This window comes from Pseudohalocynthiibacter sp. F2068, assembly GCF_023015645.1.
Lineage (GTDB): Bacteria > Pseudomonadota > Alphaproteobacteria > Rhodobacterales > Rhodobacteraceae > Pseudohalocynthiibacter > Pseudohalocynthiibacter aestuariivivens.
Window position 1 is genome coordinate 170,877 of record NZ_JALKAK010000010.1, and the last position, 21,503, is coordinate 192,379.

The window sequence follows — 21,503 nt, forward strand, 5'->3', positions numbered from 1 at the left end:
CACCGTCTTCCCTTTCGCCCGGGCAAAGCATGCTGAAGGGAGCTCACCTTGCTTGCCGGATGAATTGCTAGCGCTAACATATACGTCACAGATGACTTGGACAAGCATTAGTTTATCGCTAACAAGGAAGTATTAGAAAACACAGGATAGTTACAAATGACTCGCGGCTCCCAAGATCAAGCAAAACGCCCCCTGACCCTGCGTGATGTTTCAGAGGCTTCAGGGGTCAGCGAAATGACGGTTTCAAGGGTATTGCGGAACCGGGGGGATGTGTCTGCCGCGACGCGTAAGAAGGTGCTCGCAGCGGCAAAGACGCTTGGTTATGTCCCAAACAAGATTGCCGGGGCGCTCGCCTCTCAACGCGTTAATCTTGTAGCTGTCATAATTCCTTCTATGTCGAACATGGTTTTTCCGGATGTGATGACAGGAATTTCAGAGGTGCTGGACAACACACCGCTGCAACCGGTTGTCGGGCTGACAAATTACCTGCCGGAAAAAGAAGAATCCGTTCTGTACGAAATGTTGTCGTGGCGGCCCTCTGGCGTGATCATCGCTGGTTTGGAACATACAGATGCTGCTCGCGCAATGTTGCGGGGCGTCGATATTCCTGTTGTCGAAATTATGGATGTCGATGGCACGCCCATAGACGCGATGGTTGGGATATCGCACCGCCGCGCCGGGCGCATGATGGCACAGGCGATCGCTAAGGCAGGGTACGAACACATAGGGTTCCTCGGCACAAAAATGCCGCTCGATCACAGGGCCCGCAAAAGGTTTGAAGGATTTACAGAGGCTCTCGCCAAAGAAGGGCTGGAAGTTGAAGATCAGGAATTTTACGAAGGTGGATCTGCGTTGGTCAAAGGCCGCGAAATGACAGAAACCATTCTAAACAGATCCCCAGACCTTGATTTTCTTTATTATTCCAATGACATGATAGGCGCAGGCGGGCTGCTTTACTGCCTTGATAAGGGCATTGATGTGCCCGGTCAGATTGGGTTGGCTGGTTTCAACGGGGTGGAACTGCTCCAAGGTCTTCCCAAGCTACTCGCTACGATGGACGCCGGGCGAATAGAAACAGGCCGCAAAGCTGCCGAGATTGTTGCACGCATGGCTGCTGGTGACGTTGAAGGTTTGCAAACACGGGTGGAACTGACACCGAAGCTTCAGTACGGCGAAACCCTGCGCCGCTGAACAGTGTAGCCTTTGGGTCGGCTGGCTTTTAACCCACTCGTGCGCTGCCTACCCGACACTCATCGCCAATACACGACTGATTTCGGTTAGTGATCGACCAGATTGTGCAGCCCATTCATTGAATGCCGCCTGCGTTGCCGCCAGTGCTTTTTTAGATGTCGGGGTTTTGTCAACCACGTCTTCGGCGACAAGCCGCGCGACAACATCGGCAGACAGTACAAAACTATCTTTGCCCATGAAACGCAGGAAATACTGGGCTGTGGAACCGCCAAGCCGCGAGCCTCGTGATTTAAGCATCGAAAGTAGGCCGATGTAATCCTCAGACGGCCAGTCTGCAAGAACCCTGGCTGCACTGCCATGTTCTTTTTGGAGTTCCAGTAGAAAGGCGGCGTTTTCAGGCACTGATTTGATCTTTGTGCCGTTCCGGACAATGCGGGTGTCTGTCAGCAGGCTGTCAAACCACTCATCATCCATGAAAGCGCAGCGCCCAACATCAAATCCTTTGAACGCCTCTTCAAAACCGGGCCACTTGGCCTCAATCACTTTCCAGTTGAAGCCAGCGGAGAAAACCATTTGCGTTAACTTCGCAAGCCAGCGGTCATCTGGGATTGCGGCCAAAGCTTCTGCGGTTTGAGGCTTGCTTAATAATGCCTCAAGCGCGTCAGGACCACCCTTGCGATCAGCGGCAATTGCAAAAATCTCGTCAAAACTGCGCATCTTACTCCCCACACGGCTCCACTCTGCTCAACCAGAGTGTCGCAAACTGTACCGATATTCCAGTCACATAAGAATTGCCGCGCCAAAGCCTGTGTTTGCAGGCGATTGTCGTGGGGTTACCCTCCTCTGTGTTTGAAACTGTCACGGCGAAAACTGTAGAGAGCAGCCGGGTCAACCATGACATCGACGACCGCGGGTTTGCCACAGGAAAGCGCCGCCTCTATCGCTTCCGCCATTCCGCTCAGTGTATCTGCGCGATACCCCTTGGCGCCATAAAGCTCTGCCAGTTTGTCAAAGGCGGGACTGCTTACATCGGCACCGATGTAGCGTTCGCCAAAGAAATCACGCTGATACGCCTTTTCTGCCCCCCAGCATTTGTTGTTCATCACAACGGTTACTGTGTTGATGCCATGATCAACCGCTGTAGAAAGTTCCGACACGGTCATGCCAAAGCCGCCATCGCCCATCAGGCTGACAACCGGGCGGTCGGGACAGGCGAGTTTCACGCCAAGCCCGCAGGCGAAGGAAAACCCGACAAGCCCGAAATCAAGCGGCGTAAACAGGCTTTTATGGTGCCAATAGTTCAGCGCATCGGTCGCCTGCAAACATAGCGTACCCGCGTCCATTGTTACGGCAGCATTCTGTGGCAGTACATCGCGTAAAGTCTTGAACAGGCCAGAAGGGTGGATGGGCATCGCATCAACCTGCGCATCCGCATCTCGCTTGGCCAGATAGGCAGTTCTCTCTGCCTTAAAGCTTTCGGTCCAGGCGTCTGCCACCGTGCGTTTCACAAGCTTGTTCAATGCCGCACATAACTGCAAGGCCACGGTCGGGGCATCCGCCCAGATGCCCATCTCAACCGGGAAGTAGCGACCAATCGCTGTTGGCTCCAGTTCCACATGAATGATCGCCGCATCGCGATTGATGTTATCGTAACTGTAAAAAGTTGCGTTGAATCCGATCCGCGTCCCAAGCGCCAGAATGACATCGGCCTCTTGCACCAGCCGCGATGCAACGGGGTTGCCACGCGGGCCCATCTGGCCGGCATTCAGCGGATGGCCAAAGGGTATGGCGTCGCCGTGCCCGGGTGAGGTGACGATGGGTGAGTTAAGTGCTTCGGCCAGGGCAAGCACCTGTGCGTGCCCTTCGGTATTCTTGATGCCACCTCCTGCAATAATCACCGGGCGGGCGGCCTTGTACAAAAGCACAGCTGCGCGATCAATTGCGTCTTGCGATGCCGCCGGAACCGATTGAGACCGATAGGTTTCGGGGCGTTGAAAACCTTCATACTCCGCTTGTGCTGAAAGCACGTCGCGCGGAAGGTTCAGTTGAACGGGGCCTTTGCGCGGGGTGTTGGCGACGCGAAACGCCTCGCGAAACATTTCAGGCACCCGGTCGGCACCTGTGGCGGTCCATGTTTTCTTTGTCACTGGCGTAAACAACGCCTGCTGGTCAACCTCTTGAAACGCATCACGATAGACATGTGACGAAGCCAGAGACCCGGCAATCGACACCACCGGCGAAAACGCAGCCATCGCCTGACCCAGGCCCGTCACAAGGTTGGTTGCCCCCGGCCCATTCTGGCCCGCAAGTATGACGCCGGCATTGCCACTGGCACGGGCATAACCATCTGCCATATGAGTGCCGGTCCGTTCATCATGCACACCGACAAAGTTGATCTCGCGCGCGTCGTACAACGCGTCAAACATTTCCATCGTTGCCGACCCAATAAGGCCGAACACATGTTCGACCTTTTCCGCCTTCAGAGATTCAACAGCGGCCTGTCCGCCTGTCATTCTGGTCATGTCGCGTTTCCTTTGTTTCGTCTCAGCCAATGTAACGGCCAAGGAATTCCAGTACCGGACCGGTGAAGAGCGCCGGTTGCTCCAGCAAACCCAAATGTTGCAGACCCGGCACTATGATGGTTTCAGCACCCTCGATTTCACTGGCAATCGCATGGGACATGGCAGGTGTACTACCACTGTCATTCTCACAGGTCATAACTAGCGTGGGGTGCAGAATAGGAGGTTCTGGTCGGATCAGTTCCGTGACCCCCGCAGCCAATACATAGCGATGCGCGGTGTAGTTATCGGGATCGTTGGCCAATACAGCTTCGCGGACCCAGTTCACTGTATCAGCGTTGTTTTGCAGGTATTCCGGTGTGAACCAGCGCTTCAGCGTTTCTTCGATAGTGGCGGCAGGCCCACCTGCCCCTGTGTCACGCGCACGCTGTTCGACCAGCACCTGCGCCTCAAGGCTACGCTCATGCGGAGAGTTCTGAATGACCAGTGCCGAGGTGCGCTCGGGACGGTCCATCGCAAAGCGGCGGTTAATCATGCCACCCAGTGAAAAGCCAACGAGAGCAGCCTGCGCAACACCAAGATAATCAAGCAGCGCGCGTAGTTGTTCCGAAAGAACCGTCAGGCTTGGCGTTTCTTTCGGAAGCACGGTTTCGCCATGGCCACAAAGATCATAGGTCAGCACACGGTACTTCTTCGCAAAAGCGGGAACATGCCCCCGCCACGTCGCCCGCGTCAGGCCAAGCCCGTGTATAAGCGCAATGACTGGCGCACCATCGGGGCCGGTCATCTCGTAAGCAGTGCCATCAGGGCTGACAGCCATGTCAGACCCCTGCCGGGTTGTCGACGCTACGACCCATTTCTTCAAGGTCTTCATAGCGGTTACCGATACGGTGCAATGGATGCCCGCCCAGCGAGCCGCCCAGTGCGAGTATAATCTCGTCATCTGCCGGGGCATCCGGAATGGTGGTTTGTATCGTCTGGTAGTGTGAACGCCGACCTCCATCTTCCTTGTCCATCAGCGGTATGGTGATCATGCAACCCGCAGCACCGCGTGTATTGGAAAAGACAAGGTAGGTTTTCGCCTGAATTGCATCGCGAAGCTGATTTCCAAACCAAAGCGAGTGGGTCAGCGCCTGGGCGTGTTCCACCTCGCCGCCCATACCCACGACCGAAGCCTTGCCAACGCCTTCAATTATACCGCCCGACATCCCAAGCAATGTGTCTGTCAACAAGGTTCCAAGCATAGGGCAATGTTCGCGGATCTCGGGTTTCAGGTCTTCGACAAAACCGCGGCCAAACCACGGGTTTCGTATGATCGCCATTGCGGCGAATAGTTTTGTTGGTTCTGGAACCTTACGGGCCCCTTCGACCTGCGTTGTCTGGGTGAACTGCAAGGTACGGCGTATTTCAATGGCCATTCGTCAATCTTTCTGTTCGCGCTTATTGTGGATCAGGAAAAGTTCGGCATGACTTTGTCGATGAACAGTTGAAGGCTGCGCTTCTGCTGGCCCATGTCCATGCCCATGCTTGCGTAATAAATATATGCGTCGACCCCGATGTCTTCGTATTGCTTCACCTTAGCTGTCACCTGATCGGGCGTACCAAACATCAGGTTCTGCTCCAACATTTCAGGATCAACCCGCGCATTACCTTCAAGGCTGTCCAGCGGCACCCGATCCGGGAAACCGTTGATCACATCGCCCGATTTCATCATCAGGTTACCGAACTGGCCCAGCACAACGCGGATCGCATCCATCGCAGCCTTACGGTCATCTTCATTGTCATAAACGGCCGCGTGCCGCATCAGCGCCCAACGGCCATCATACTTGCCGCCATTTTTAGCAATCGCTTCGTCCAGCCGCACGCGATAGGTTTCGGCCTCGGAGAACGGCATAGTCAGCGGCCAGCTCATGATATTGCAGCCATGTTCGACTGCGTAATCAAAGGTGATGGGCGCGCGCGCCGCGACCCAGACTGGCACGTCCTTCTGCACTGGTTTGGGGCAGGATGTGGCACTCGGGAACTGCCAAAATTCGCCGTTATGTTCATAGTCGCCTTCCCAAAGCTTTTGCACCACAGGCAGCATTTCCTGCATGTAGCGCCAGCTGTCGCGTTGATCCAAGCCCGGTTTCATCCGGTCAAACTCGCGCTGATAGGCACCTGATCCGATACCAAATTCCAGCCGCCCGTCGCTGATAAGATCTAGAAACGCCGCCTCACCCGCGAGATCAATCGGATGCCAATAGGCCGCATTCACCACGCCCACACCCAGCCGGATGTTCTTGGCGTGATCACCCCACCACGTTAAAATCTGAAACGGGTTAGGCGCAATCGTCATCTCCATCGCATGGTGCTCGGCAGCCCATGCAATCTCGAACCCCGCTGCATCGGCCATCTTCACCATTTCCAATGTGTGGTCACGGACGTCCTTCATGTTTACGGAGTTATCCATCCGTTCGAGATTTATAGCGAGTTGGAACTTCATGAAACTCTCCTGAAATTAGTTATGTTCTCTGAGCGCTCAACGGGACACGAACTGACTTCCCAGCGGCTCGTCTGATGTGTTTATCCAAACCGTTTTTGGACGTGTGTAATCATAGATCGCCTGAAAACCGCTCTCCCTGCCGTAGCCCGAATTTTTCATCCCCCCGAATTCAGCAATAGGTGAAACCGCCCGGTAGGTGTTCACCCAGACAATTCCTGCTTTCACGGCCTTTGCCATACGCAGGGATCGCGCGCTGTTGCGTGTGAAAATTCCGGCGGCCAGCCCATGTTCGGAATTGTTCGCAAGGCGAATTGCCTCAGCCTCGTCCTTAAATCTTAGCACGCTCAGAACTGGCCCAAAAAGCTCCGTATCCAAGATGCGCAGATCCGGTGATGGGCAGTCGATGATTGTGGGCTGGAAGAACATGTCACTGCTGGCATCAGCCCGCTTGCCACCGCAGAGTATTGTGCCGCCTTCCACTTGCGCATTGGCGACTTCGCGTTCGATGTTTTCAAGCTGCCCTGTTGTGCAAAGCGGGCCCATCTCGGTTTCATCCAACATCGGATCACCAATACGGATCGCTTTCGCAAGCTCGGTCATTTTTGCAAGAAATTCATCTGCGATGTCTTCGTGCAGTAGCAGACGAGACCCCGCAACACAGCTTTGGCCCGAAGCCCCGAAAATGCCAGAAACAGCGCCATTTACCGCACTTTCAATCTCGGCGTCGTCAAAGACGATAAAAGGGGACTTGCCGCCAAGCTCGAGCGATACTTCGGCAAAGTTATTGGTCGAATTCATCAGAACGTGACGCGCAGCAACAGGCCCTCCGGTAAATGCAATTCGCGCGACCAAAGGATGCGAAGTCAGGGATTTGCCGCATGGGTCACCGTGGCCAGTAACGATGTTGACGACCCCGTCTGGGATACCCGCTTCGGCGATCAGTTCACCAAATTCCAGCATCGGACCCGAGGCATATTCAGACGCTTTCAGAACAACGGTATTGCCTGTGGCCAAGGCTGGTCCAATTTTCACAGCAGACAAGAACAACTGCGAATTCCATGGCACAACCGCGGCAATTACCCCGAGAGGTTCGCGTTCGGTAAAGACAAACATGTCCGGCTTGTCGATGGGCAGCGTTTCGCCGTGAATTTTATCAGCACAACCGGCGTAAAAATGGAAAAACTCCGAGATATATTTAGCCTGCCAACGGGTTTCCTTCAGCATCTTTCCGGTATCTGTGGTTTCCGTTGCACCCAGATCTTCGGATCGGTCGGCAAGAAGGTCGGCCAGACGCCGCAGACAATGGCCGCGTTCTGTTGCACTCATCCGTGACCATGGACCTTCATTAAAAGCACGGTCCGCTGCGCAAACGGCACGGTCTACATCTTCTGCAGTTGCCTCAGGTACACGCGCCCAGACTTGCCCTGTTGTTGGATTAAGAGAGTCAAACATCTTGCCGTCTGAGGCATTGACCCACTTGCCATCTATCAGCATTTTATACTGTTTTAGCTTTGTCATTTTTGTGCCTATCTAGTTCGTAGCAGCGCTGAATTTCGAAGATTGATCAGGATGCGGGACAACACGGTGATAAGCACCATCCAGATACGCGAGTGGCGCTTTTTGCCCCTCTCGAACGCTCTGGACATGACCGATCACAATGAGATGGCTCCCGGAAGTGACTGTTTGTTCAATAACGCAGGAAAAGACAGTCGCTTCTACAATCTCGGGTGCGATACCCGGAGCGTTTTTGCAATCGATACCTGAAAATCGGTCGGACACATGATTGTCGTGCATCCCGGCAAATCTGTTCGCAATCTCAGGGCTGTTTTGCGGCAAAACGTTTACGCAGAATGCACCGTTCCCCAAGACTGTTTCGGCGATCCGGCTGTTGGCCCGCAGACATATCAAAACTGTTGGCGGGTCTGCAGAAACCGATGAAAAGGCGCTCACGGTCGCCCCGTGACGGCCAGCAACACCATCCGTTGTCACGACGGTCACGCTGGCTGCAACCCCACGCATCGCGTGAATAAAAGCATCACGTGGAGCCAGTTTGAGTTCACCAAAACTATCAAGAGTCATCGCTGAATCTCCTCTGTTCGCGCTGTTTTGATCTCATGATTTTTGACAGAATTTGTATTATTTGAAAAACGAATTATTCTGCACATTAAATGCAAAATAATTGCATTGAACGGAGAATGTCATGAATATCATTTCCTTGCATACGTTTCTGGCCATCATTGAAACCGGTAGCCTGGTGCGTGCCTCGGAAAAGTTGAATGTCACGCAGTCAACCGTCACGGCGCGCCTTAAAACGCTCGAACAAGACCTTGGCCAGGTTTTGCTGCATCGGCACAAGTCCGGTGTCAGTCTTACCCCGGCGGGCACCAAGCTGCTGCGCTATGCGAAGATCATGACGGGGCTTTGGCGGCAGGCCCGCCACGAAGCCGGGCTCCCTGCCGGAACCGAAGCTGTTTTTGCGTTCGGATGTCATCAGGACCTTTGGGACCAAAGCGGTAAATCTTTCTTCGACCGGGTTGCCGTGGAACATGCTGAAATGGGTATGTCGGTTTACCAGGGCAGCCAACAAGAACTAGAGGATTGGCTCGTCGCTGGCCTGACAGATGTTGTTCTGACGTATGAGCCTATCGCGCGTGGTAACAACACGATTTACGAATTACCGCCAGAAGAACTGGTTCTTTACTCTGACCGGCGAGATAGCCCTACAAAATTTGATCCCGGGTATATCTTCGTCGATCACGGCGAGGGCTACCGTCGCTGGCATGGTGAAGTTTACTATGATGCTGGTACGGCACGCATTACTTTTTCTTCAGCCAGGTGGGCGCTGAAATACCTTCTGGAAAATGGAGGCTCTGCATATTTACCCGCTTCTTTAACGCGGCAGGAAGTACATGAGGAAAAGCTGTTCGCGATTGAAGCGGCAAAGATCTTCCTGAGAAAAAAATACCTCATCGTGAATGAAACCGCCGAGCAAAACTGGCCGTGGTTCGCACAAATGATCGAACAATTCAGAATCCCGATCACACGCAAAATCTAGGGTTACCCATTTAGGGTACTCCGAAGAAAGTTCCCAATCGTGTAGGTTAGCGCCTAAAGTTATCAGTCTTCCTTTTTCGGGAGCCGCCAATATGGAAATCTCAACCAACAACTCTGTTTGGCAAAAAGACCGCGCACATGTTTTGCACCCTCAAACTGATTTCAGCAGCTTTCATGATGAGGGAAGTCAGGTCATAGAGTCTGCAAAGGGCGTGCATGTCACCGACACAAAGGGCCGAAAGCTTCTGGACGGTATTGAAGGCCTTTGGTGCGTGAACATCGGGCACGGGCGCAAAGAAATGGCTGAGGCGATTTCGAAACAAGTCATGCAGATGCAATACTACAATCCCTTTGGACATTCGACGAATATTTCAGCCGCCGAACTGGCACATTGGCTTTCTTGCAATGCGCCGGGTGAATTGAACCATGTCTACTACACATGCGGCGGATCAACCGCAAATGATGCTGCAGTCAGGCTTGTTCATTACTACAACACAATCCGCGGGTTGCACCGCAAGAAGAAGATCATTTCGCGCAATTACGCCTATCACGGTGCAACTTATGTTGCCGCAGAACTGACCGGAATTCACGCAACCAAAAATAGCTTTGACAGGGTCGCGCAGGATATCATTCACCATATTTCAGCGGCCGACATGTATGCAAAACCGGCCTACTGGAGCGAGACAGAATATTGCGACTTTCTTGTTCAGGAATTTGACGACCGCATTCAACAGCTTGGCCCAGACAATGTAGCGGCCTTCATCGCAGAGCCGATCATGGGCGCTGGCGGCGTCCTGATTGCGCCGGCAAGCTATAACAAACGGATGCACAGCGTCTGTAAAAAATATGACATGCTTTATATAGCCGACGAAGTTGTAACCGCGTTCGGGCGGTTGGGAGAATGGTTCGCCTCGGAGAATATTTATGATTATCACCCCGACATATAGGTTTCAGCCAAGGGGATAACATCAGGCTATGTCCCACTTGGCGCCACACTGATTTCCGACGAAATTTACGAGGTCATCAGCCGACCCCAATTTGAAGGCGGCGTGTTTTCTATGGCGCTTACGTACTTCGGACACCCGGTTTCATGTGCGGCTGCGCTGAAGAACATTGAGATCATGGAGAATGAAAACCTGCTCGCGAACGCAAGTACCGTTGGTGACTATTTTCAGAAAGAGGCACTCTCTATGTTGCAGAACCCTGTTGTTGGTGACGTTCGCGGAAAGGGGCTAATGCTTGCCGTCGATATCGTTGCGGACAAATCGACAAAAGAAGCGTTCCCGGTTTCAGTGAGTGCCGGGCAATCGGTGTTCAACAAGTGCCTCGAGAAAGGCGTTATCGTGCAACCGGTTGGGGATCAGATCATTCTTTCCCCTCCAATTATCCTGGACAACTCACATTGCGATACGATGATCTCTGCGCTGTCAGAGGCTTTAGATGAGTTTGCCTCAGAACAAGGGTGATCTGGAATCCGGAAAAGTATTCGCTGGTTTTACGCCAGGTCGATCTGCGCTGCGTTAGATGCGATTCTGGTCCAAACAATTGCGACTCTAAGATTTCGAGATTGTGGTGTACTCTGATAGCTTAGCAATCTGGGAGGATGAAAATGACTGTAAGACCTGATCCAACATTTCACGCATCTCCGAAACTCGCCATGGAGGCACCCGCAGAAACGCTGGCGTTCACACTCATGCTTAGCCCAGACGGATCGCAACCCGATGGTCTCGCCGTGATTAACGTAGATTCATCCTCATCTGACTATGGCAAAATCGTCCATCAGGTCATCATGCCTAACAAAGGCGATGAGTTTCACCATTTCGGCTGGAACGCCTGCTCTTCGGCTCTTTCACCCTTGACCGGTCACGCGTTTCTGGAACGTCGTTACCTGATAATTCCTGGCATTCGGTCTTCGCGAATTTACGTCGTTGACGTCAAAAATCCTCTGAAAGCCAAGATCCACAAAATTATTGAACCCGAAGAGGTGTTTGCCAAAACCGGTTACTCGAGACCGCACACCATCCATTGCGGTCCGGAAGGCATATATGTCTCAACTCTTGGCGGAGGCGGCAAAGACGGAACTGATGGTCCTCCCGGAATCTTCATTATGGATTGCGAAACATTCGACATTATCGGCCGTTGGGAAATGGACCGAGGTGTTCAGGATAAGCACTATGATTTCTGGTGGAACCTGCCGCGCGACTATATGGTCAGTTCGGAATGGGGACTGCCGCCCCAATTTGAAAATGGGATCGTCGCCGAAGATCTGCTTTCGAACAAATACGGCCACTCGATCCATTTCTGGGATCTGCGCGGTCGCAAAAATGTTCAAACCATAGATCTGGGCGCAAACCATCAAATGGCGCTGGAAATTCGCCCAGCGCATGATCCGGTAAAGGAATATGGATTCTGTGGTGTGGTTGTTGATACGACCAACCTAGAAGGCGCGATCTTTACGTGGTGGCGCGAAAAGGACGGAACATTCAACGCCAAGAAAACAATAACGATTCCGCCGGTCGCCGCTGACCCAGACGATTTGCCTGATCTGCTGAAAGGTTTCAGTGCGGTGCCACCCTTGGTAACCGACATAGATCTAAGCCTCGACGATAAATATCTCTATGTTGCGTGTTGGGGAACTGGTGAGATGCATCAATATGATGTCAGTGATCCGATGAAGCCGGTTCTTGCGGGCAAGGTAGAAATTGGTGGGATCGTTGCCAAAACCAAGCATCCGAACGGCAAGGACTTTGGCTATGGCCCGCAAATGGTTGAAATCAGCCGTGACGGTAAGCGTGTCTATTGGACAAATTCGCTCTACTCGACCTGGGACGATCAGTTTTATCCCGGAGAAGGCGGGGCAGCAATGGTTAAGGCTGACGTCGGTGCAAACGGTGGGTTAACGCTGGACAAAAATTTCTGGGTTGAGTTTCCGAAAGGATATCGCTCACACCAAATCCGTCTTGAAGGCGGTGATTGTTCGACAGACAGCTTCTGTTACCCGTCGGTCTGATAAGTGTTTGAGATCGAAACGACGGCAGCTCTTTGGGGTGCCGTCGTAGCATCGGGCGTATACCACGGCGCAAACCCGGGTATGGGCTGGCCGTTGGCTGTTTCCGCTGCTCTTATGGAGCGGCGCAGACTTGCGCTGATCACTGCTTTGGGTGCTTTGGCGGTGGGCCATTTCTTGGCCATGACTGCAATTCTGATACCATTCTCTACAATGACCGCTTTGGTGGAATGGCAAAGCGAAATCCGAATTGGTGCCGGAATCATTGTCATCCTGCTGGGCATCTATTTGTTGATCAACAGGCGCCATCCCCGGTTTTTAGCCCGTGTACCACCGCATCGGCTGGCGCTCTGGTCTTTTTTGGCGGCAACGGCACATGGCGCTGGCCTCATGCTGGCGCCGATCTATCTGGGAATTTGCGCTGTCGATGAACTCGACGCGGGTCACCGCGCCGCATCAGAACTGATGAGCGCAAATATCGCGCAGGCTGTTTTAGTATCAGTCACGCATACTTTGGCAATGACAGTAACAGGTGGCCTTGCTGCCGTAGTCGTTTATTTCTGGCTTGGTTTGAAATTCGTTTCAAGAAGCTGGTTTAATCTTGATGTCGTTTGGGCGCTGAGCCTGATCCTGGTTGGATCAATCGGAATCTTAACTGCGTTATGATATTCTGCCCCCGCTGGAGCAAGCTATTTAGGAAAAGTAACTGACTGGGGATAATCCCATTTACTTTCCAACTACGAGCGTACCCTTGTGTGGTGATTTTTTAGCTGGTGCGGCAGAAACCGTTGCTAATTCAAGAACTAGGATTCACATTGGTCCGCACTCAGAGGCGTTAACAACAACAGCCCGATAGCGATTAACTTTAAAATACACGGAACCACCGCATAGAGCAGTGTCAGCATACCAACTGCTTCCACTGGGGCGGGAATCCCTGGCTCAAGACCGCTACTCTCAAGGAGTGGAAGCACCGTAATCGCCGCAACAGCAAGGGTAAGCTTCGAGACGAATGACCACAGGCCAAAAGCCGGACTCGCACTGTGAGAATGCTTTGCAACCCGGTCTGCAAAAATTGCAGGAAGCAAAGTAAGATCAGCCCCCAGCCCCAGACCCGAAGCAATGCATACAACCATGAAAGACAGCACATCTCCGGCGCCCAGCAGAGATGCGTAAGCAAATGTAGCAACCGAAACTGACATACCCATAAGCAAGGCTTTTTTTGAAGAAACACGTTTTGCAATATTGGCCCAGAACGGAGCACTCGCTGCTGCGGATACAAAGAAGAGTAGAAGCAATGGCCCCTCAAACCCGGGTGCATCCAACACAGTTTCCACAAAAAATAGGAACAATGTTGAGGTTACCGCAACAGGGGCTGCATTTACAAAAGCAATAAGCAGTAATTTTCGTACAACAGGGTCTTTCAGGATCGAACAAAAGGCAAAGGGATTTTCACTTTTTTCAATGCTCCATTCCGGGGCCATCATCACGACAGCCAGAGTTACCCCCGCAACAAAAAATCCTGTGAACACGGTGAATGGAGAAGGCGATATCCAGATAAAAACCGTCGGCGCAATTGCCGCGATACAGATGCCTGCGAGCGCCCCAGTTTCCCGCCAACTGGCCAGCCGAACATGACCGATCTGGCTGGATCGCACAGCTTTTTCAACTCCCTGCGCATAGAATGTAATCGTGAGAAAGCTGAACCCTGAGAACAACAGCGCCAGCATGATGCCAAACCAGACAAGCGGGGTCGTCAAAGGCGTTACTGCAAACAACCCGGACATTCCCAGAACCATCATGCTTGCCGCTATTGCGACCGCAATACGCCTCTGGCGCCTAAGGGCACCAGAAAGCCACCCGAGCGCCGGGTCCTGAATGACATCAAAAAGTCTTAGGAAGAAAAGAATACCGGCTATGGATGTAAGGCTAACGCCGTATTCATCGATGAAAAATTTGGGCGCGTGAATGTAGATTGGCAAACCCGCGGATGCTAAAACCCCAGCAAAGACCGCATATGCCGGCAATCTTTCGAGCGTATTTTTGTTTTCCAAAGGCATCTATCCAGCGTCGTCCTATTGGCGCTGACGTTGCGCGAAGATACAGCAACCTCAATAGAAACCCACACTGGCTACGGATACGTCCGCGTCATAGTCGCGTCCGTATGCTACCACTCCAATACTACGGGCAGACTGAGGCCTTAGTGATGCCCGAAACGTCCGGCCCGAAGGTTTGAAACTGTCAAAGGGAATGCGAATTTCTTTCCAATCGGGCGCTGTTGTGAAAGATGCCTGATAATATTGCCAAGGTAAAACTGTGCCGGGCGTACGTACGTGCAAAAAATACTCTTCGCCGTTTCCGCGAACGGTTAATGTAATACCCTGCGCCGACCGGGGAATGCGGCTTTCAAGTTTGGTTCTGATCTGAATGAAGCCACCATTGTTCTCGGTGCTGACCTGGCCGCGAAGCCTTACATAGTTTTCGTTTGCTTCCCGAGCAAAGGACGCTTCACCGTTCGAGACGCCGCCCATGACTTGGTCCGTAAAAAAGGCCCATCGCGTTTCGGGATCTGAAGTGAAGTCTTCAATCATGCGTTCGTCAGCTTTTGCAGAAACAGCAAGAAACCCGATTAGCACCATAGAAAGCGTCAACGAGAGAGGAAAAGTTACTCTGGCAAATCTCATACGACAAAAGAGAGTTTGTGACATTATACCAGTACCTTCTACTTAGTTGCGTTCCTGCGGTTACCCCTCAGCCAAATCAAATGGCTGAGGGCGAAACTCTCACGGTCCTTACTTAGGTAGAATGACCGCGTCGATCACATGGATAACGCCATTTGACGCCTCGATATCAGCCTGAACAACGTTTGCTCCGTCGATCATTACGCCAGACATTGCATCAATCATGGCGGACTGACCGTTCACAGTCGCAACATCCATTTTCTTGCCAGCGATATCACCTGACATGACCTTACCGGACACGACATGATAGGTGAGAATGGCGACCAACTGGTCCTTGTTCTCTGGCAGAAGCAGCGACTCAACTGTTCCTTCTGGCAATGCGGCAAAAGCCTCGTCTGTGGGCGCGAATACTGTAAATGGACCCTCGCCTTTCAGCGTGTCTACAAGGTCTGCGGCCTGAACAGCGGCAACCAATGTGTTAAAGCTACCCGCAGAAACAGCTGTATCGACGATATCCATTGAATGGCTATCAGCGAAAACTGGCGTTGCAAGAAGTGCTGCGGTTGTGACGGAAAGAAAGGTTCTGCGTAACATGGTTTATCCTTTGGTTAGCCGTTGAATTGTACTGCTGTTACGCAGGCATTCACGGTTTGGATCAAAGAATTTGATACGCAATTTTGAAATGCTGAACTTTCTGTCAGCGCTATATGCTTTGCCAGTCACCGAGCTTCTGGAAAAATTTCAGACACGCCTTGATTTGAGACAGTTCAATATATTCATCCGGTTTGTGGGCCTGTTCGATACTTCCCGGGCCAAAAACAACCGTGGGCAATCCGTCGCGAAAAAAGCATCCCGCGTCCGTTCCAAACGGCACCGTTGTAAACGTGTTTTCACCGCTGATCTGCTGTACCACCGACAAGGCAGTGGAGCCCGGATCAAAGGCAAGGCCCGGGTATTCGGATTCTGTTGTGGTGACGATATCAGCAGTAGGAAAGTTCTTCTGCATCTCTGATAACAACAGATCCGTCAGAAAACTGTTGATCCGCTTCATCGTTTCTTTGCCATCATCAGGTGGTGTTATACGAAGCTCCCAGCCGAGCGCACAGTCTTCGGCGATAATGCTGCGCCCTGCACCGCCGCGTATTGTTCCAATATTAAGGGTGCTCTGGGGTGGATCAAAAGCTGAATCAGCGGGTGGGTTTTGGGCAAATTCTGCAGACAGGTTTTCTAAGAAAACAATAAAACGTGCCGCGTAGTGAATTGCGTTCACACCTCGCCGCGGATCAGACGAATGCCCCGCGATTCCAGTGAAATGCGTATGCATTTCGTAGCCGCCTTTGTGCCCGGCAATCACTTTCATTTCTGTTGGTTCCCCAACAATAACAGCAGCGGGTTTCATCCCCGAATCAACGATCTGACGCGAAAGTATCGGGGCACCGATCGAGCCGGTTTCTTCATCAAAGGACAGCGCCAAATGAATTGGGCGTTGTAAAGGCGCCCTTTGAAAAGACGGGACCATCGCAAGTGCGCAAGCAAGAAAACCCTTCATATCAACTGAGCCCCGACCAAAAAGCCGATCATCCTTCCGGGTCAGTTCAAAAGCAGGCAGAGTCCAGTTTTGTCCGTCGACCGGGACAACATCGGTATGCCCCGACAATGCAACACCCCCGTCTGCTTTGGGACCAATCGTAGCAAACAGATTGGCGCGCAGACCTGTTTCATCGTGACTTAGGTCTGTTTGAATCCCATAGCCATCCAGATAGTCCGAAACATATGAAATCAGATCAAGATTGGTTTGGCCCGAAAAGCTTTTAAAGCTGACCAGTTTTTCAAGGATCTTAACTGTCATCTCAACGGCATTCTGCATTGGGTTCCTATCCTTGGTCATTCAATCACTGATCGCAATGAAACAGTGCATTCACACTAACAGCGCACTTTGACTTGTTTGTTGAATTCCAAATCAAACTTCGAAGACACAATCAATCTTCATTCGTGCGAGTTACGCTAAATTCTTTTAGGCGTTGAACGTTTGAGACCGCGTCTAAAGCTTATGCATCGACGCGCGCTCCCAACGGCATTTCACCTCGACCCTCTCATTAAATCAAACTACTGTCCTGACACATTTCTTATAGTTTTGAAGTTCGTTAAATCCGGTCGGGGCAAGTAAATAATGCAACAAAGAGTCACTCTAAAAGATGTCTTTGAGGCGCAAAAATCCATTCGCGGAAAAGTTTTGCGCACTCCTCTGGTTACAGCCGCACGTCTAAGCAACCGTTTTGGCGCAGAAATCCTGATGAAAATGGAAACGCTTCAGCCTATCGGCGCGTTCAAGCAGCGTGGCGCCACAAACGCAGTCGCACATTTATCTGAAGCCGCTCGCAAGAATGGGGTGGTGTGCTGTTCGACAGGAAACCATGGCTGCGCTTTGGCATACGCAGCAGGCGCCGCAGGTGTAAAGGCCGTTGTCTGCCTGTCAAATCTGGTTCCGGGCGTGAAGGTGAAAGCGATAGAGGCATTAGGGGCCGACGTCCGCAGGGTAGGCACCAGCCAGGACGAGGCGCAAAACGAAGTTACACGGCTCGTTTCAGACAAAGGGATGACGGACATCCCACCCTTTGATCACCCGGACGTTTTAGCGGGACAGGGAACAATTGGATTGGAGTTGTTGGAAGATCAGCCTGACCTTGAAACGATCATGGTCCCATTGTCTGGTGGCGGTCTTGCGGGGGGCATTGCGCTGGCCGCAAAAACGATCAACCCTAAAATTCGTATTGTCGGAATAAGCATGGAAAACGGTGCCGCGATGGCGCGTAGTTTATGTGAAGGCAAACCTGTCGAAGTAGAGGAGTATGCATCTTTGGCAGACTCTCTTGGCGGTGGGATTGGCCTTGAAAACCGATGGACTTACCCGCTTTGTCGCGATTATCTGGACGATGTTGTAACCGTATCGGAAGAAGAAATTTATCAGGGCATGCAGGTTCTGTTTCACGACGAAGGTATCGTTGCCGAGGGTGGCAGTGTCGTTAGCGTCGCAGCTTTGCTAGCTCAAAAATCGAAGGCGAATGGTAAGACAGCGATGATCATCAGCGGAAAGAATGTTGAAATGACCCAATTCACTGCCATCATTACGGGACAAGACGTGATCCTTGGGGATACTGTTTTAAAAGGGGAGCGTTATGCGTGAAATTCTGATCCTGACCGAAACAGAACTTAGAGACTGCGTTGCTCTGAACCTTTCAGCGATCGATACGATCGAAGACGTCTTTCGCGCGCTTGCCCGTGGCGAGGTGGAAATGCCGCCGATCACGTCGATGGAAATTGCAGAACATCACGGTGATCTGGACGTGAAAACAGCATATATTCCCGGCTTTGACGGTTTTGCGGTCAAAATCAGCCCGGGATTTTTCAACAATCCCTCACTGGGATTACCCAGTGTGAACGGCCTAATGGTTGTTCTTGCTTCGAAAACAGGGCTGGTAGATGCGGTCTTGCTGGACAACGGGTATCTCACCGATCTGCGCACCGCCGCAGCTGGTGCAGTAGCCGCCCGCCATCTGGCTCCCGAACAGGTAGATACCGCAATGGTGTTCGGTGCGGGTGTTCAGGCGCGCCTTCAGATGCAGGCAGCACATCTGGTACGCCCATTCAAACGGGTTCTTGTATGGGGCCGGGATGCAGAAAAAGCAGCGGCTTGCGCACGCGATCTGGGCGAAAGCCTGGGTATGAGCGCCGAAGCTGTAACAGACGCGGCGGCGGCGGTTGCCCAAAGTCAACTGGTTGTAACCACAACGCCATCTACAGAGCCATTCTTCAAAAGGGACTGGCTGCACCCGGGGCTGCACATCACCGCTATGGGGTCTGATCTGGCGAACAAATCAGAAATCACACCCAAAGCGCTGGCTGCAGCAGATTTATACGTCGTTGACCATCTGAACCAATGCGCAACAATGGGTGAACTGCGGGAAGCGCGCGATGCCGGGCTTATGATGGATGTTACCCCGCCCGAACTTGGGCATATCGTCGAAGGAATGCATAAAGGCCGCGTGTCGAATAGTGACATCACAATATGTGATCTGACCGGAACCGGGGCCCAGGATACGGCGATTGCCACAGTTGCTTTGGCTGCAGCACGCGTTGCGTCAAAAGGCGTGAGTATCTCTACCTGAGAGGGGTAAAAGGTGCATAAGCTCGACAAAATCGACCTGAAGATACTCAAGATACTTCAGTTAGAAGGACGGATCACAAAAGCGGCTCTGGCTGAACGTGTTGGCCTGTCACCGTCACCATGCTGGGACAGATTGAAAAAACTTGAAAAGGCGGGTTTGATAGGCGGCTATCACGCAAACATTAATTTGAAAAAACTCGCTTCCAACGTGACTGTATTTGTTTCCGCAGAACTGGCGGATCACACAGCTGCCAGTTTTCGCGCTTTTGAAAATGCTGTCCAGAAATATGATGAAATCATTGCGTGTTGGGCATTGGGCGGTGGGTTTGACTACCTGTTGCAAATCGTAACTGTCGACATCAATGCGTATCAAAAACTCATAGACGAAATGCTAGATGCCCGCATCGGCCTGTCGCGCTACTACACATATATCGTCACCAAGCCTGTAAAGGCAAATCAAACGCTGCCGTTAGAACTGCTCTTGGGAAAGTGACGCGACACGATTGTCCAAACTCCCATCAGCAGAAGAATCTACTGTAGATCGCGCGAAATACAGCCACACCCTCTGACCAATTTCCGCACACTCCGCCCAAAGAGCCGGGTGTTTGTCATTTGCAGGAAATTGCTTTTTGATACACGAACACTTAATCGAGATACCTATCGGCACCGGCCGTGAGAACAGTATAAAAGGACGCAAAATGCTGAAAAATGATCTGCTTGATCAATGGGATCGAGAGAATTTTTTCCACCCTTCGACACATCTTGCACAGCACGCGCGGGGCGAAAGCGCCAGTCGTGTGATCAAGACCGCCTCGGGGGTGCATATCGAAGACCGGGATGGCAATAAACTGTTGGATGCTTTTGCCGGGCTTTACTGCGTGAATGTCGGATACGGCCGTCAGAAAATTGCAGAGGCGATCGCCGATCAGGCAAAAGAGCTGGCCTACTATCATTCCTACGTTGGTCATGGGACGGAAGCGTCAATTACCTTGTCAAAAATGATTCTTGATCGCGCGCCTGCAAATATGTCGAAGGTCTATTTCGGCCTTGGTGGGTCGGACGCGAACGAAACGAATGTCAAACTGATCTGGTACTACAACAATATTCTGGGTCGGCCGGAAAAGAAAAAGTTCATCAGCCGCTGGCGCGGTTATCATGGGTCGGGCTTAATCACAGGCTCGCTTACCGGGTTGGAGCTGTTCCACAAGAAATTTGATCTTCCTCTGGCCAACATCATCCACACCGAAGCACCCTATTACTTCCGACGTACCGATGAAGACATGAGTGAAGCCCAGTTCAGTGCGCATCTGGCGGCCGAACTTGAAGAGCTGATCGAACGTGAAGGTGCGGACACGATCGCTGCGTTCATCGGCGAACCAGTTTTGGGAACTGGCGGGATCGTGCCACCCCCAGTCGGGTACTGGGAAGCCATCCAATCAGTGCTGAAAAAGCACGACATTCTGCTTGTCGCGGACGAAGTTGTCACCGGCTTTGGCCGACTGGGTACAATGTTCGGCTCTGATCACTACGGGATTGAGGCTGACATTATCACCATCGCCAAAGGTCTGACTTCTGCTTATGCGCCGCTTTCTGGTTCAATCATTTCTGACAAAGTCTGGAAAGTACTGGAACAAGGCACAGATGAAAACGGGCCAATTGGTCATGGCTGGACATATTCTGCCCATCCAATCGGTGCGGCGGCTGGAGTTGCCAACCTTAAACTTATTGATGAACTGAATCTTGTGGATAACGCAGGCACGGTCGGTGCTTACCTGAACAAAGCCATGAAAGACACCTTGGGAGAACACACTAACGTAGGTGACATCAGAGGCGAAGGAATGCTTTGCGCCGTAGAGTTCGTTGAAGACAAAGAGAAACGCGAGTTTTTCGATGCTTCCATAAAAATTGGCCCGCAGGTCGCCGCTGCCTTACTTAGCGAAGGGGTAATCGGGCGCGCGATGCCACAGGGCGACATTCTGGGTTTTGCGCCACCCTTCTGCCTGACGAAAAGCGAGGCGGACGAGGTCGTGGCTAAAACCGCAAAAGCTGTGAAGGCCGTATTGGGGTAATCGGCATTGATGGCGCCCGCTGAACCGGCTTGCAATTAGTACGTCGCGATGCGTTGGCTGCCAAGGTTGCCAGAGACAAGGTCACCCATATCAGCGGTTGCGCCGCCGACCGAAACCATGACTGCGATAGCAAGGCCAACAATACCGGCCGACAGCACAACCCAGTCAACAGTGATTGCACCGGATTCATCGGTGCAAAAGCGCTTTACCGTTTCATGAAACTTGATCTTCATGCTCAGGATAGGATGCAAAGGATTGGCCGCGCACCCATCATATTGGGCATGGATTCTTTTATAAGTAGAATAGTTATAATAACTTTCTATCTTAGGCGTTTT

The 21,503-nt window shown here is 52.1% G+C and carries 20 protein-coding genes and 1 pseudogene; 9 read left to right on the forward strand and 12 right to left on the reverse strand.

The annotated features are described in order from the left end of the window. The first annotated feature begins 156 nt into the window (after window positions 1-156). The gene (locus MWU63_RS13165; RefSeq protein WP_213890245.1) at window positions 157-1,191 is read left to right on the forward strand and encodes a LacI family DNA-binding transcriptional regulator; all 1,035 of its coding nucleotides are present in this window, start codon (window positions 157-159) and stop codon (window positions 1,189-1,191) included. A 48-nt stretch (window positions 1,192-1,239) separates the two neighbouring features. On the opposite strand, the gene MWU63_RS13170 is transcribed toward MWU63_RS13165, so the two are convergent. The 7 genes from MWU63_RS13170 to MWU63_RS13200 form a co-directional block, all read right to left on the reverse strand. Beyond that, window positions 1,240-1,908 (reverse strand): DNA-3-methyladenine glycosylase I, encoded by a 669-nt coding sequence (locus MWU63_RS13170; protein WP_213890246.1) that lies wholly within the window; start codon window positions 1,906-1,908, stop codon window positions 1,240-1,242. A 116-nt stretch (window positions 1,909-2,024) separates the two neighbouring features. Next, window positions 2,025-3,713 (reverse strand): thiamine pyrophosphate-binding protein, encoded by a 1,689-nt coding sequence (locus MWU63_RS13175; protein WP_247078253.1) that lies wholly within the window; start codon window positions 3,711-3,713, stop codon window positions 2,025-2,027. A 22-nt stretch (window positions 3,714-3,735) separates the two neighbouring features. Beyond that, window positions 3,736-4,530, reverse strand: coding sequence for an alpha/beta fold hydrolase (locus MWU63_RS13180; protein ID WP_213890248.1), 795 nt, complete (start codon window positions 4,528-4,530; stop codon window positions 3,736-3,738). A gap of 1 nt (window position 4,531) precedes the next feature. Next, window positions 4,532-5,128, reverse strand: a complete 597-nt coding sequence (locus MWU63_RS13185; RefSeq protein ID WP_213890249.1) for an amino acid synthesis family protein — start codon at window positions 5,126-5,128, stop codon at window positions 4,532-4,534. A 32-nt stretch (window positions 5,129-5,160) separates the two neighbouring features. Then, the gene (locus MWU63_RS13190; RefSeq protein ID WP_213890250.1) at window positions 5,161-6,195 is read right to left on the reverse strand and encodes an LLM class flavin-dependent oxidoreductase; all 1,035 of its coding nucleotides are present in this window, start codon (window positions 6,193-6,195) and stop codon (window positions 5,161-5,163) included. Between the two features lie 36 nt (window positions 6,196-6,231). After that, on the reverse strand, window positions 6,232-7,713 hold the full coding sequence (locus tag MWU63_RS13195; RefSeq protein WP_213890251.1) for an aldehyde dehydrogenase: 1,482 nt from the start codon (window positions 7,711-7,713) through the stop codon (window positions 6,232-6,234). Between the two features lie 12 nt (window positions 7,714-7,725). After that, window positions 7,726-8,274, reverse strand: coding sequence for a flavin reductase family protein (locus MWU63_RS13200; protein ID WP_246531762.1), 549 nt, complete (start codon window positions 8,272-8,274; stop codon window positions 7,726-7,728). A gap of 121 nt (window positions 8,275-8,395) precedes the next feature. On the opposite strand from MWU63_RS13200, the gene MWU63_RS13205 reads away from it, so the two are divergent. From MWU63_RS13205 to MWU63_RS13220, 4 genes and pseudogenes are all read left to right on the forward strand, one after another. Continuing rightward, entirely contained in the window at window positions 8,396-9,250 is an 855-nt protein-coding gene (locus tag MWU63_RS13205; RefSeq protein ID WP_213890252.1) for a LysR family transcriptional regulator, read from the forward strand. A 91-nt stretch (window positions 9,251-9,341) separates the two neighbouring features. Continuing rightward, window positions 9,342-10,715 (forward strand): annotated as a pseudogene (locus tag MWU63_RS13210) (aminotransferase). Between the two features lie 143 nt (window positions 10,716-10,858). Continuing rightward, window positions 10,859-12,259: a selenium-binding family protein gene (locus MWU63_RS13215; protein WP_247078254.1), complete on the forward strand. Its 1,401-nt coding sequence runs from the start codon at window positions 10,859-10,861 to the stop codon at window positions 12,257-12,259. 3 nt (window positions 12,260-12,262) lie between these two features. Continuing rightward, window positions 12,263-12,922, forward strand: a complete 660-nt coding sequence (locus tag MWU63_RS13220; protein ID WP_213890255.1) for a hypothetical protein — start codon at window positions 12,263-12,265, stop codon at window positions 12,920-12,922. Window positions 12,923-13,059: 137 nt separating this feature from the next. Here MWU63_RS13220 and MWU63_RS13225 read toward each other — a convergent pair whose 3' ends face one another. The 4 genes from MWU63_RS13225 to argE all read right to left on the reverse strand — a co-directional run bounded on the left by MWU63_RS13225 (window position 13,060) and on the right by argE (window position 16,801). Further along, on the reverse strand, window positions 13,060-14,307 hold the full coding sequence (locus tag MWU63_RS13225) for an MFS transporter (RefSeq protein ID WP_247078255.1): 1,248 nt from the start codon (window positions 14,305-14,307) through the stop codon (window positions 13,060-13,062). A gap of 57 nt (window positions 14,308-14,364) precedes the next feature. After that, window positions 14,365-14,892, reverse strand: coding sequence for a CIA30 family protein (locus MWU63_RS13230; RefSeq protein ID WP_247078256.1), 528 nt, complete (start codon window positions 14,890-14,892; stop codon window positions 14,365-14,367). 153 nt (window positions 14,893-15,045) lie between these two features. After that, entirely contained in the window at window positions 15,046-15,528 is a 483-nt protein-coding gene (locus MWU63_RS13235; protein ID WP_213890257.1) for a fasciclin domain-containing protein, read from the reverse strand. Window positions 15,529-15,637: 109 nt separating this feature from the next. After that, window positions 15,638-16,801, reverse strand: coding sequence for an acetylornithine deacetylase (argE, locus tag MWU63_RS13240; RefSeq protein ID WP_247078257.1), 1,164 nt, complete (start codon window positions 16,799-16,801; stop codon window positions 15,638-15,640). 303 nt (window positions 16,802-17,104) lie between these two features. Between argE and eutB the strand changes: the two genes are divergently transcribed. The 4 genes from eutB to MWU63_RS13260 all read left to right on the forward strand — a co-directional run bounded on the left by eutB (window position 17,105) and on the right by MWU63_RS13260 (window position 21,168). Beyond that, window positions 17,105-18,118 carry a hydroxyectoine utilization dehydratase EutB gene (gene eutB / locus MWU63_RS13245; RefSeq protein ID WP_213890259.1) on the forward strand — a complete coding sequence of 338 codons (1,014 nt, stop codon included), beginning with the start codon at window positions 17,105-17,107 and terminating at the stop codon, window positions 18,116-18,118. Next, window positions 18,111-19,100, forward strand: a complete 990-nt coding sequence (locus tag MWU63_RS13250; protein ID WP_213890260.1) for a cyclodeaminase — start codon at window positions 18,111-18,113, stop codon at window positions 19,098-19,100. Before eutB ends, MWU63_RS13250 begins: the two co-directional genes overlap by 8 nt. Before the next feature lie 12 nt (window positions 19,101-19,112). Further along, window positions 19,113-19,592 carry an Lrp/AsnC family transcriptional regulator gene (locus tag MWU63_RS13255; protein WP_213890261.1) on the forward strand — a complete coding sequence of 160 codons (480 nt, stop codon included), beginning with the start codon at window positions 19,113-19,115 and terminating at the stop codon, window positions 19,590-19,592. Between the two features lie 205 nt (window positions 19,593-19,797). Beyond that, window positions 19,798-21,168, forward strand: a complete 1,371-nt coding sequence (locus MWU63_RS13260; protein ID WP_213890262.1) for an aspartate aminotransferase family protein — start codon at window positions 19,798-19,800, stop codon at window positions 21,166-21,168. A gap of 35 nt (window positions 21,169-21,203) precedes the next feature. On the opposite strand, the gene MWU63_RS13265 is transcribed toward MWU63_RS13260, so the two are convergent. Further along, a complete protein-coding gene (locus tag MWU63_RS13265; protein WP_213890263.1) occupies window positions 21,204-21,401 on the reverse strand; it encodes a hypothetical protein in 198 nt (65 codons plus the stop codon). Window positions 21,402-21,503: the final 102 nt, after the last annotated feature.

Excerpts from the sequence above, each read along its gene's own strand:
- MWU63_RS13165 (WP_213890245.1), top strand. The coding sequence starts at position 157 with ATGACTCGCGGCTCCCAAGATCAAGCAAAACGCCCCCTGACCCTGCGT.
- MWU63_RS13170 (WP_213890246.1), bottom strand. The coding sequence starts at position 1,908 with ATGCGCAGTTTTGACGAGATTTTTGCAATTGCCGCTGATCGCAAGGGT.
- MWU63_RS13175 (WP_247078253.1), bottom strand. The coding sequence starts at position 3,713 with ATGACCAGAATGACAGGCGGACAGGCCGCTGTTGAATCTCTGAAGGCG.
- MWU63_RS13180 (WP_213890248.1), bottom strand. The coding sequence starts at position 4,530 with ATGGCTGTCAGCCCTGATGGCACTGCTTACGAGATGACCGGCCCCGAT.
- MWU63_RS13185 (WP_213890249.1), bottom strand. The coding sequence starts at position 5,128 with ATGGCCATTGAAATACGCCGTACCTTGCAGTTCACCCAGACAACGCAG.
- MWU63_RS13190 (WP_213890250.1), bottom strand. The coding sequence starts at position 6,195 with ATGAAGTTCCAACTCGCTATAAATCTCGAACGGATGGATAACTCCGTA.
- MWU63_RS13195 (WP_213890251.1), bottom strand. The coding sequence starts at position 7,713 with ATGACAAAGCTAAAACAGTATAAAATGCTGATAGATGGCAAGTGGGTC.
- MWU63_RS13200 (WP_246531762.1), bottom strand. The coding sequence starts at position 8,274 with ATGACTCTTGATAGTTTTGGTGAACTCAAACTGGCTCCACGTGATGCT.
- MWU63_RS13205 (WP_213890252.1), top strand. The coding sequence starts at position 8,396 with ATGAATATCATTTCCTTGCATACGTTTCTGGCCATCATTGAAACCGGT.
- MWU63_RS13215 (WP_247078254.1), top strand. The coding sequence starts at position 10,859 with ATGACTGTAAGACCTGATCCAACATTTCACGCATCTCCGAAACTCGCC.
- MWU63_RS13230 (WP_247078256.1), bottom strand. The coding sequence starts at position 14,892 with ATGGTGCTAATCGGGTTTCTTGCTGTTTCTGCAAAAGCTGACGAACGC.
- MWU63_RS13235 (WP_213890257.1), bottom strand. The coding sequence starts at position 15,528 with ATGTTACGCAGAACCTTTCTTTCCGTCACAACCGCAGCACTTCTTGCA.
- argE (WP_247078257.1), bottom strand. The coding sequence starts at position 16,801 with ATGCAGAATGCCGTTGAGATGACAGTTAAGATCCTTGAAAAACTGGTC.
- eutB (WP_213890259.1), top strand. The coding sequence starts at position 17,105 with ATGCAACAAAGAGTCACTCTAAAAGATGTCTTTGAGGCGCAAAAATCC.
- MWU63_RS13250 (WP_213890260.1), top strand. The coding sequence starts at position 18,111 with ATGCGTGAAATTCTGATCCTGACCGAAACAGAACTTAGAGACTGCGTT.
- MWU63_RS13260 (WP_213890262.1), top strand. The coding sequence starts at position 19,798 with ATGCTGAAAAATGATCTGCTTGATCAATGGGATCGAGAGAATTTTTTC.
- MWU63_RS13265 (WP_213890263.1), bottom strand. The coding sequence starts at position 21,401 with ATGAAGATCAAGTTTCATGAAACGGTAAAGCGCTTTTGCACCGATGAA.